Source organism: Nostoc sp. (assembly GCF_036917815.1).
Taxonomy (GTDB): Bacteria; Cyanobacteriota; Cyanobacteriia; order Cyanobacteriales; family Nostocaceae; genus Nostoc.
The window spans coordinates 1-11,832 of record NZ_JBALEK010000070.1 but is presented as its reverse complement, the minus strand read 5'-3'; the positions used below and the strand labels follow the sequence as shown (position 1 = coordinate 11,832).

The 11,832-nt window shown below is 43.8% G+C and carries 8 protein-coding genes; 3 read left to right on the top strand and 5 right to left on the bottom strand.

The annotated features are described in order from the left end of the window. Positions 1-31: 31 nt before the first annotated feature. Complete coding sequence (locus V7K97_RS22350) at positions 32-466, bottom strand: NfeD family protein (protein ID WP_334803180.1); 435 nt, start codon at positions 464-466, stop codon at positions 32-34. A gap of 233 nt (positions 467-699) precedes the next feature. On the opposite strand from V7K97_RS22350, the gene V7K97_RS22345 reads away from it, so the two are divergent. Both V7K97_RS22345 and V7K97_RS22340 read left to right on the top strand, forming a co-directional pair. Then, the gene (locus V7K97_RS22345) at positions 700-2,670 is read left to right on the top strand and encodes a protein phosphatase 2C domain-containing protein (protein ID WP_334803179.1); all 1,971 of its coding nucleotides are present in this window, start codon (positions 700-702) and stop codon (positions 2,668-2,670) included. 269 nt (positions 2,671-2,939) lie between these two features. Next, positions 2,940-4,304 (top strand): IS4 family transposase, encoded by a 1,365-nt coding sequence (locus V7K97_RS22340; RefSeq protein ID WP_334803178.1) that lies wholly within the window; start codon positions 2,940-2,942, stop codon positions 4,302-4,304. A 514-nt stretch (positions 4,305-4,818) separates the two neighbouring features. Here the strand turns inward: V7K97_RS22340 and V7K97_RS22335 are convergent. The 4 genes from V7K97_RS22335 to pilM form a co-directional block, all read right to left on the bottom strand. Continuing rightward, positions 4,819-7,005, bottom strand: coding sequence for an AMIN domain-containing protein (locus V7K97_RS22335; protein WP_334803177.1), 2,187 nt, complete (start codon positions 7,003-7,005; stop codon positions 4,819-4,821). A 412-nt stretch (positions 7,006-7,417) separates the two neighbouring features. Continuing rightward, complete coding sequence (locus V7K97_RS22330) at positions 7,418-8,182, bottom strand: pilus assembly protein PilO (RefSeq protein ID WP_334803176.1); 765 nt, start codon at positions 8,180-8,182, stop codon at positions 7,418-7,420. Beyond that, entirely contained in the window at positions 8,179-8,955 is a 777-nt protein-coding gene (locus tag V7K97_RS22325) for a PilN domain-containing protein (RefSeq protein WP_334803175.1), read from the bottom strand. The genes V7K97_RS22330 and V7K97_RS22325 overlap by 4 nt, the downstream gene beginning before the upstream one ends. A 4-nt stretch (positions 8,956-8,959) precedes the next feature. Then, complete coding sequence (gene pilM / locus V7K97_RS22320) at positions 8,960-10,066, bottom strand: type IV pilus biogenesis protein PilM (RefSeq protein ID WP_334803174.1); 1,107 nt, start codon at positions 10,064-10,066, stop codon at positions 8,960-8,962. Positions 10,067-10,218: 152 nt separating this feature from the next. On the opposite strand from pilM, the gene V7K97_RS22315 reads away from it, so the two are divergent. Then, a complete protein-coding gene (locus tag V7K97_RS22315; protein ID WP_334803173.1) occupies positions 10,219-11,517 on the top strand; it encodes an ABC transporter substrate-binding protein in 1,299 nt (432 codons plus the stop codon). Positions 11,518-11,832: the final 315 nt, after the last annotated feature.

Sequence of the window (11,832 nt, the reverse complement as noted above, 5' to 3'; positions counted from 1 at the left end):
TCCTAACTCCTAACTCCCTACTCCCCATTAACTAAGAATTCAACAGATTTTCTGGTATCACAATCAAAGTAGTACCTTCTCTCCTGACCACATAAACTCTTTGATGGGGTGGTACGGTGAATTTGTCATCATCACATCTTGCTTGCCAAGAATTTCCCTCATACCGCACCCGCCCTGTTTTCCCAGGCAGAATTTCTGTTAAGGTTTCAGCTATGACTGCATCCTGAATTTTTGATTTGCGTCGTCGTGGTTGCAAAAACCGACGAGAAAGCACGATTAATGCTGTGGAAAGCAACAGCCAAACTATAACTTGCAACCATACACTTCCCAAACCCACTCCAGACAGCAGCGCCACCACTAAAGCGCTAATTCCCATCATGAAGGCGACAAACGCCGATGGTAAGAACAGTTCCGTTAGACACAGAACTGCTCCTGCCAGAAGCCAGATTAAGGTAAAACTTGGCATAGCGCCATTCCTAAACTCTACATTGACGTAAATGCATTTCTACGATTAGATACAGCCAGACGTAAGTTATTTACAGAAAACAAAACTTGGTATTTCTACCAATAATTTTGATTAATTTCAGTAACAAGGTGTAGCTAGCGGTACACAAGTCCAGTTTATTCTAGCCTTCAATTCATTGCCAGCTAAAGTTAATCGAAGTTCATGAGTTGATTGTTTTTTAAATTTATACCTTTATGATTTCTACTCAACTGATAATTTATTGTATAAATCCACGCTGTAATAGCCCCATAAATCCTATGGGAGATAAACTTTGTGCCAGTTGTCAAACTCCTTTAGTTCACCGCTATCTTTGGGCTACTGGCTCATTGTCTGCTCAAATTCCACCAGGCACAAAGGTAGCAGACAGATATGAGGTAATTAGTCAGCAGATTTGGCTGGATACTCAACCAGGACTACCGCCAGATGTACCTGAAGAATTGCCAACGGAAGTAATTCCTTATCTACGGTTATATCAAGAGCCGTTGCATCTGCCCCAGGCTTATGGGTTTGCTAGTAACCTTGAGGGAGATACAACTGATATCCTTTTATTGGAAAATGTGCCGATAGATGACACAGGAAATATCTATCCAACTATTGTTGAGGCATGGGAACAAGCCACGGCGGTACGACAAGTTTATTGGCTGTGGCAAATTCTCCAACTTTGGACACCTCTATCAGAATTGGGATTTAGCCGCAGTTTACTAGTAGTAGACAATTTGAGAGTCCAAGGTTGGTGTGTGCGACTATTGGAACTTTACCAAACACCAGCAGATGAGAAGTTGAGTTTACAAAGTTTGGGGGAGTGTTGGCAGTTTTGGGTAGCGTCTGCAAAGACATCAGTAGCTAAAGGGTTACAAAACATCGTCCAGCAGATGTGTGAAACGGAGATTGAGTTAGAGGCTATTAATATTCAACTCAATAATTTACTACTAGCAGCTGCTGCAGAATTGCCATTAGTTTTGAAGGTGGCAGGCTCTACAGATATTGGCCCAATTATGGCGCAAAATGAAGACGCTTGCTACCCCAATGCTTTGAGTGATTTAGATGAACCTTTATTATCTCACTTGTCGATTGTTTGCGATGGCATTGGCGGACACGAAGGCGGCGAGGTTGCCAGTAAGTTGGCAGTGCAGTCTGTAAAGTTGCAAATTCGTGTTTTACTAGCGGAGGTAACAGAACAAACTGTATTTCTACCACCAGAGTTGTTGCAGGAACAATTAGAAGCAAGCTTGCGAGTGGTAAATAATGTAATTTGTGCCCGCAATAACGAACAAAAACGCCAAGGCAAAGAGCGTATGGCGACAACTATTGTCATGGCGCTGCAAGTTCCCCAACGAGTGCAGACAAGTACTGGTTGGCAATCAAATAATACTCATGAACTTTACTTGGCTAATGTTGGCGATAGTCGCGCCTATTGGATTACTCGCAATTATTGTCAGCGACTCACAGTAGATGATGATGTGGCAACGCGGGAAGTACGCTTGGCTAAAAGTTTGTATCGAAAGGCACTTCTTAGACCAGATGCTAGTGCCTTAACTCAAGCCTTGGGGACAAGAGATTCAGAATCTTTGCGTCTTAAGGTTCAGCGATTTATTGTGGAAGAAGACGGCATATTGCTACTGTGTTCTGATGGTTTAAGTGATAATAACTGGGTGGAACAATCTTGGCAAGATTATGCAATACCCGTATTAACAGGGCAACTGACAGTTGAAGATGCTGTCCACAACTGGATTAATTTGGCAAACGAAAAAAATGGGCGTGATAATACGTCGGTTGTTCTCACTTATTGCCGTGTCTCCCCAGAATATTTAGTACCTGTGACTCCGGCGTTGCCAGAAGAGATTATAGAGGCAGAAATACAGGAAGAACCAGAGGAACAAGAGGAATTAATTTCCTTTACAGAAAGTTCGCAAACTTTGCTAGATTTGGATCTAGATTTGGATATGTCAGAGGAACCACTTACAAGTCCAAAAATTCCACCAACCTTAATTAAAAAACCTAATCGAGGTAAACGTTTGGTAATGCTGGGGGGAGTGTTGGCGTTGCTTGTGGGGGGTACAAGTCTGGGATTATTTACTTGGTGGCAAATTAATCCTCAAGGATTCCAGCAGATATGTCGGCAATTTCCTCAAAAAGTGCAGCAACTTTGTCCGCCTGAAAAGTAAGGATTGGGGATTGGGAAATAGCTTACCGAAAATTTGGGTCTAAGAGGTTGTTTGAAAAGTTTTTTTTATACGCCTAACCCTTGGAGATCCCCCTAAATCCACGCCACGTGCAACAAGAGTGGCTCCCCTTAAAAAGGGGGACTTTGAGAGTTTTTTGCCCCCCTTAAAAAGCTATCCATTATAAACATCTTTCTTAACAGAAAGTTTGACAGAAGCCAGAAGTTGTGTATTGTCTATACCAAGAGGCGGAAACATACCAAAGTCAGCAAATGGAACAATGGATCACACAAGAACTAGAAAGAACCGAATTAGGAGACGCTAGAAGAACTAAACGGTTGATCAAAATAGTCGAAAATTTAAGTGCTAAACCCTCTTCTAGTATTCCTCAAGCCAGTGGAACATGGGCTGAAACTAAGGCTACCTATGATTTTTGGGATTCACCCTACATCCAGCCATCCATGATTAGACAAGGACATATTGATGCTTCCGTAGAGCGAATTGTCCAGCAGGATGTAGTCTTGGCAATCCAAGATACCACAGAACTAAACTACACCAGCCACAAAGCCCTATCAGGAACAGGATATCTCGACAGTAAATACGCCCAAGGATTAAAAGTCCACACAGTCTTCACCGCTGACCCACAGGGAATACCATTAGGTATCATCGAGCAACAGGTGTGGTCAAGAAACCAACAAGAGCTAGGAAAAGCCGAACACAGGAAACAAAAACCCACCGCCGAAAAAGAAAGTATTAGATGGCTTGATGCCTTGAAAACAACAGAGTCAATCATTCCGCCATCAGTACAAGTAGTGACGATTGCCGACCGAGAAGCTGATTTTTATGATTTATTTGCTTGTACTCGTCGTCTGGGGTCAGATTTTCTGATTCGAGCGACGCAAAACCGCTGTTTGGCTGACGGTGAGGAGCATTTATGGGAAACGTTAGAATCAGTTGACTCGCTTGGTACAATGACGCTGACGGTGAAACGCAATCCGACTCGACCTTCGAGAATGGCTACTCTGACTCTGCGTTATCGCACAATTACTATTGCACCACCGCAAAATCGCCCCAAAACTGAACTACTAGCTTCGGTAACATTACAGGCAATTTTAGTCACAGAAGTTGACCCACCACCAGAGATTGAGCCAATTTGTTGGTTACTGCTGACGACTTTAGAGATTAACAGTCTGGAAGATGTCTTGCAGTATGTACGATGGTACAGTTATCGCTGGTTGATTGAACGTTATCATTATGTCTTAAAAAGTGGTTGTGGCATCGAAAAATTACAACTGGAAACGGCGCACAGAATCGAGATGGCTTTGGCTACCTACAGCATAGTTGCTTGGCGTTTGCTGTGGTTGACTTACTTGGCTCGTTGTCAACCTGATGCTAGTTGTGAACAGATTTTAGCACCTCATGAGTGGCAAGTCCTCTATGCAACCATTCACCATCAACTTTATCCTCATTCCGCACCACCAACTCTAGCTCAAGTTGTCGATTGGATTGCTCGACTCGGCGGGTTTTTAGGTCGTAAAAGCGATGGTTCTCCAGGTGTGAAAGTTCTCTGGCGTGGATTGAGCCGACTACATGATCTGGTTGAGGGTTGGCTGGTTTGTCAGTCTCTCAATAGTTAATTATTGCCCCATCCTCAGCGTCTGTTTTTTAGCTGTTTTCACTCTGACATTTCCTCTTATTAGTTTTTTACACCGAGGTAGTCATGAGAAAATGATACTTTTTAAAACTCTATTAATTCTCACAGCCATTTTCTCAATTTCCTGGTCATTTTTTTCTCTATCCTTCCCAACATAACTGCTGGCTTTTGTCAAAACTTGTGTTAAGAAAGATGTTTATAATGCATAGCTTTTTAAGGGGGGTTGGGGGGATCAAAAAACTGTGGACTAATGTTAGAAGACTTGTGTGTACACCGTAGCCTACAAGGAGAGAGACTTTGAATTTTCCCCCTTCCCGTGTCGGGAAGCTTGCTCGGGGGTTAGGTCTTTCATGGGCTTTTCCAGATGACGTGAAAAGTCAGATCAGCAATTCTACTAACACTATCTGTTGCGCTGGATCACAAAAATATCCCCGCTTCTTAAAGAAGTCGGGGATCTGAGCCTTTGCTAGAGGTGACTCACCTACCCATTATCTTTATTACTTGCTAGGAAGCTTCAAGCCCCGACGCTCAAGAATTTGCCGCACCTCTGGGCTGGGATTGTAGTTATAGCCGTAGGAGGAGTTCTGTGTGTCATCCATAATTTGAGGTGTGAGCAATACAATCACCTCATTACGCTGGTTCGATCTATCTGTCTTTCTAAACAGCGCACCAATTAGTGGAAGATCGCCCAAAATAGGAATCTTGGAGATAGTTGATCGGTCTTGGTCTTGAATGATGCCGGAAAGAATGAGCGTTTGACCATCTCGTAAGCGAATTAAGCCAGAAGTAAGCGATCGCTGAGACACTAAAGTAATAGTTCCATTTCCTGTATCTGCTGTGCCTGAAGGAGCGCTGACAGTAGGAGCAACGGATAGAGAAACAAAACCATTATCATCAATCCGCTCAATTTTCACACTCACGGTTAAGCCAACGTTTTGTTTAGTAATATTTTTATCTATCGTAGTGCCACCAGAAGTATTCGTTGTTTGGACGGTGATATTTCCCACTACTTCTTGAGTCAGGTTGATCAGAGCTTGCTGACCTTCTTGCACAATTAAGGTTGGATCGGTCAAAATCTTGGCATTGCCAGTTGTAACCTGAGCCTGCAAGCTAGTGAGAAGAGACTTGGTGAACGTGTATACAGGAGGAGTCAAAGCAGATGTTGGATTCTGAATCACTGGTGTAGGAGTAACGCTACTTGTTACTTCAGTACTAGTAGGTGGTCTGGAACCACCAAAATTTAGAGTTGCTACACCGCTATCGTTTGAAAAGAAGTTATTGCCAACCCCAAAAGAAAAGCTAGTGTTGTAGTCCTGGGTGTTATTGAGATTAACATCAATGATCTTGACGTTAACTACCACTTGACGACGGCGAATATCAAGCTGAGTTAATTGAGCCATCGCCATCTCAACTAGCCTGGGAGGACCAATCAAGGTTAGGGAATTAGTGCGTTCGTCTCCTAATGCCTGTAAACCTCTAAGTAATGGGCTAGAGTCTTTAAAATCAACGCGTTGAGTTTCAACTTTGGTTTCCGTCGTCGTCTGAGTTTGAGTGATGGGAGTAGCTCCATTCCCAACAGGTACAGCATCAACACTGGTAACTTGTCGTTCCCTGCTGATGGCACTTTCTGCTCCCAAGCCAACTAAAAAGTTGATGGCAACTCCCACTGTTACCTGATTGAGTCGCAGGTTACGCATAACCATGTCACGAGTGGAATTAGGAAGTTTAGGCCCCACGAAAACTGTGCGATTACTGCGGTTAGCTTCTAAACCACTCAGACGCAAGACGTAGTTAAACACATCTTGCACTGGCTCGTTTTCTATATCTAGGGAGATTGTTTGAGAAACTACTGGTGCATTAGCAGCACCACCCTGCTGACCTCCACCACCTTGCTCGCCTCCAATATAAGCCAGATTCAAACCAGCCGCACGAGCCAGCAATGACAAAACCTCACGCACCGGCGCATCTCGCAATACTAGACGAGGTACACGTTCCTGAGTTGCTAAGTCAATGGTGCTAGGAGAAGCATCGGTAGCAGAAATAGCAATATCTCCCACTGGTGGGGCGACGGCTCTAGGTAAGAAAGCTGGAGCCTGACTCAGAGGTTGGCCAGGACCTGCAGCTTGTGCCGGTTGTCCGTCAATGGTGACTTGCGGGTTAGGAACGAGAACGTCTGGCTTTTGACCGGGTTGGGCTGGGGTATTAACAGGCGGTGCTGTGGATGTTGGTGCTGTGGATATTGGTGCTGTTGGCGTTGGTGCTGATGCTATAGTGCCTGGGGATGGGCTAAAGCTGAGTGTAATTCCATTTGGCGATCGCACCACAGGTTGATTACTAGGTGTGTTGTTGCTGCCAGTTACCGTCACTCGGATGCTATTGGCATCAAGCTGACTAACCTCAACAGAGGCAATTCCGGGTGCTGGGCTATCTTGACGAAAAGTATTACCTTGTGGTAATCGTAATTGAGTATTGATAATATCTGCGACTAAAGCCTTGCCTCTTTTTGTAGTGAAAACTTGGGGGCGCGAACCTGAAGAAGTTTTCAAAACAACGCTAACTCCACCATCAACTGAATTTAACTTGACATCAGTAACTTGACTAATTTGTGCCCAAACTGGTTGGGCTGCCAAAAATAGAAAAGCGGCAGTACCTAAAATAAAACTATTACCGTGAAGCTGTTTCACAGTTCATTCCTCACCTTATAAAACCTTGTTTACAAACAATTTTGAGTTTCAAACCCTCAATTTTTCCTTAGTGTAGCCGCGAATTCTATTCGCTCTGGCTATAAAAGGGCGGTTAGAAACCGCGTCTACACAAGCAAAACCCACCTCTGTGGGTTTCAAACCCTCAATCTTTCCTTAGTCCGCAGAGGCGGACTTTGTTTGTGTAGCCGCGTTCGCCCAAGCCGCGCACCGGAGGCATCATTCTATTCGCCCTCGCTATAAAAGGGCGGTTAGAAACCGCGTCTACACAAGCAAAACCCACCTCCGTGGGTTTCAAACCCTCAATCTTTCCTTAGTCCGCGGAGGCGGACTTTGTTTGTGTAGCCGCGTTCGCCCAAGCCGCGCACCGGAGGCATCATTCTATTCGCCCTCGCTACTTTTTCGGGGCAGCTTTAGCTGCTGCTGCGATTTCTTCTGGAGTAAGTGGCATCAATACCTGTAACTGGAATGATGTATTAATCGCTGCTGGACCTATGGGCTTCGGCATTTTATCTAATGGAGATATTGCTTCGGCTGGAGCCAAAGTTGATTGATAATCTTTAACTATTAACAATGGCTGTAACCGCTCAATGTTACGAATTATCGATTGTGTTTGTTCATAAGTTCCTGTAATTTCAGCATTGATACTGCTGCGTTTTAGCTTGTTGTCAACCTGTAATCCTAGACTTCCATCGGTAACTGGTTCTGGTTTTTGAGAAACTGGCACAAATTTATCCAGTTTGGCTCTCACCGTACTCATAGAAGTTGGAGTATTACCAGACTCAATTAAGCGGTTCAGATCCAACAACAATGTATCTAAGCTTTTTTCGTTAGCGAATAAACCTAAAACCTGAATTTTTTGCTGCTTTGCCTGTGCTAGTTCGTCTTTAACTTGATCAATCTGTTTGATATTGGCTTTTTTTTGCTCAATTTGCCCTTGCAATTCGGAGGTTTTCGCCTGCTGCTGCTGATAGCTTTCCCAAGCTGGCATTAGCAGGTTTACCAATATATAACCTGCTCCCGCTAAACCAATTACCCCCACCAAAATCCCAATAATTTTTGGTGTAAAAGCAATACCAAATAGCGTGGGGGATGCTGGCGTTTCCTGCGCGAATTCCCCACCTTGTTCGCCAAAATTTAAATCATCACTCAGCGTCATTTTAGAATGACTCCTGTTTGTTGGATACTACGAATTCGAGTCACTAACCCCACTGTGCCTTTTTTCTCCAACTCCCGGATTAATTCGGAAGCTGGAACATCGTTCATGCTCGATTGTATGGTGTATTCAACTACTTGTGGTGGCTTAATTATTACACCATTAGGAGGTTGACCCACACTTGGAGGTAAAGGGGCATTTACTAATCCTGCCGTGATAATTCTGGTTTCTGTGGACTTCAAAAACTGAGACTGTTGTAAACTCAATAAGAAATCATTGACATCGTTAAAAGAACGAGCCAATCCGGTAATTTCTAATCCCCCGGCTGGATTGTTTGGTGGCTGACCTACGGCTACCGCAACGGGTGGCATTTGCTTGATGCTCTTAATTTGCACTGCTGCGGGGATGCGATCGCGCAAATCTTGCAGCATTGCTGACCAAGGACGAATCTGATCAAATACAGTGACTAAAGCTTGGGTTTCCCCTTTAACTGCGGTCGTCTCGGCTTTGATTTTGTTAAGATTTCCGATTTCTGTATCTAATTTCTTGCTTTGCTGATCTAGTTGTGCTACTGTTCCCTCTAATTCAACAATTTTCCCTTGCAACAACCACCAACTAACTCCCAATAAAGCTGGAAGACCTACACCTACTGCAACTCCCACATACACTAGTGTCAAATCTCCCGTAGGAAACTTTAGGCTTATTCCTCCCTTTCTGTCAGGCTTTTTCTGGAATGCTGGACGGTCTTTAAGAAAGTTAACATCTAGGCTGTACATTTTGTTATACCTCCCGCATTCCTAGGCCAAGTACGATCGCTAAACCAGAGCGTTGTACCTGTGGATATTTCTCAGTGTCAACTTCTAAAGACAGGGCTAGGATTGGATCTATTTGGGTAGTTGGCAAGCTCAATCGTTGGGTAAAGAATTCATCTAGCTGTTGGAGTCCACCACCTGGACCAGCTAATAAAATCTGCGCTACCTCCAAATTTTCACTTTGATTGAGATAAAAATCGATGGAACGGCGCAGTTCATCTGTTAGTTCTCCCAATACTCTCAATATGGCTGCCATACCAGGATCGAGTTCGGTAACGCCGGTTTTTCCGCCGTCTAGGGAAGTTTGGGGAATGATCATTCCGTGTAACAGTTCCATATCTCGTGATGTGGGTAAACTCATTGCCCTTGCTAAGGCAGTTTGCATTTGATAAGTCCCGATTGGGACTGTGCGCGAAAATTGCGGCACTCCATTAACGATGATGGCGATTTCTGTACTATCGAACTCGATATCAACTAGTACTGCTGCTTCTTGCGGGCCAAATTGTCGCAGTTGTTCACGAATAGTCCGAATCAGAGCAAAACTGTTAATTTCTAAAACATCGATTTGTAATCCTGCCTGCTCAAATGTACTGATATAGGTATCCGTGATCTCCTTGCGGGTGGCAACTAGGAGGACGTGTACTTTTTCAATGCCATCTTCATCTACAAAGTACCCAAGTTTTTGATAATCTACATCAGCCTCTTCACGAGGATAGGGTAAATATAAACCTGCTTCATGGTTCAGTACCATTTCTCGCAGTTCTTTGTCATCTAACTCTGCTGGCACTGGGATGATCCGAACGATGGAATCTCGTCCTGGTACACCAGTAGCAACGCGAGAAGTTTTGATTTTGCTCTCAGCTAGGGCTTGCTGGATTAATTGCGCCATTGCTGGAGGGTCGCTGATTTGACCATCGGTAACTACGCCTTCTGGAACTGCTACCGATATAAAGGTTTCTAGTTTCAAGCCTTGACCCTGCTTGCGTAACTGAACTACATTTACCCGTTCGGGAGCAAGTTCAATGCCGACCCCTTTTTTTGATTTGCTAAACAGACTAGTGAAACTTTTTACCACAGTTGTGCCCGATGGACTGCTAAATTGAAAATTTAAATTTGTTGTGGTAGAGACGCTATATATTACGTCTCCACGGGTAATTTATTTAGCCTATAATCTCAACAATTCTGTCTAAGCTTTTCACACTGATCAAGCGTAAAAATACTGGGAAAATGATTCAATTGCGAAAATTTAAACAACTTGTTGCTTTGGTACTGCTTGGCTTATTAACCAGTTGGATTGTAAGTTGCAGCACAGGGAATGTTAGTAAAAGTACAAAACCACCTACTTCAGGAACGGCAACTGTTGAGTTTTGGACAATGCAACTCCAACCTCAATTTACCGACTACTTCAAAAGCCTAATTGCGAATTTTGAATCGCAAAATCCAGGTATAAAGATTAACTGGATCGATGTACCTTGGGCGGCAATGGAGAACAAAATATTAACAGCTGTCTCCGCAAAAACGCCACCTGATGTAGTTAACCTGAATCCGGGTTTCGCTTCCCAACTTGCCGGACGAAATGCCTGGTTAGATTTAGATGCCAAAGTCCCAAACGATGTACGTTCCTCCTATCTGCCGAATATCTGGGAATCTTCGACGCTTAATGGCAAGAGTTTTGGGATTCCCTGGTATCTCACCACGCGGTTAACCATTTATAACACTGATTTCTTAAAACAGGCAGGTATCAATAAAGTACCTGCGACCTACGCAGAATTGGCACAAGCAGCGCAACAAATTAAAGATAAGACTGGCAAATATGCCTTTTTTGTGACTTTCGTACCGCAAGATTCTGGTGAAGTGCTGGAATCTTTGGTGCAAATGGGAGTCAACCTAATAGATGCTGATGGAAAAGCGGCGTTTAATTCAGCACAAGGTAAGGCAGCATTTCAGTATTGGGTAGATTTGTATAAAAAAGGGTTGCTTCCTAAAGAGTCTTTAACTCAAGGACATCGCCACGCGATCGATTTATACCAATCTGGAGAGACTGTGTTTCTAGCTTCCGGGCCAGAGTTTCTAAAAACGATCGCTAATAATGCCCCAAAAATTGCTCAAGCTACGGGAATAGCACCTCAACTCACTGGTGATACAGGCAAGAAAAATGTCGCGGTGATGAACATAGTTATTCCCCGCGATAGCAAACAACCAGATGGCGCTGTGAAGTTTGCTTTATTTGTCACCAATGACGAAAATCAATTAGCCTTTGCTAAAGCTGCAAATGTCCTACCTTCTACAATCAAAGCATTGTCTGATAGTTACTTTAAAGATGTTCCAGCTAATGCCTCAATAATCGACAAAGCGCGAGTTATGACTGCCAAAGAACTACAACACGCAGAAATATTAACCCCTACTTTGAAGGATTTCAACAAACTGCAAAAGGCAATTTACGAGAACTTGCAAGCAGCAATGTTAGACCAGAAGACTGTAGATAAAGCTGTAGAAGATGCGGCGCAAGAGTGGGATCAAAGGTAAATTTGGGGAGTGGGGAGTGGGGAGTGGACATTGGGCATTGGGCATTGGGTTTAGTAGTCTTCCTATTCCCTATCTGACTTTTCACGTTATGTGGAAAAGCCGTGAAAAACCTAACCCCCTAACCCCCTTCCCTACAAGGGAAGGGGGAAAATTCAAAGTCTCTCTCCTTAAAGGAAGATAGAAATAGAAGTGAGGTTTTCCAGATACCGTGAAAAGTCAGATTCCCTATTCCCTATTCCCTATTCCCTATTCCCTATTCCCTATTCCCTATTCCCTATTCCCTATTCCCTATTCCCTATTCCCTATTCCCTATTC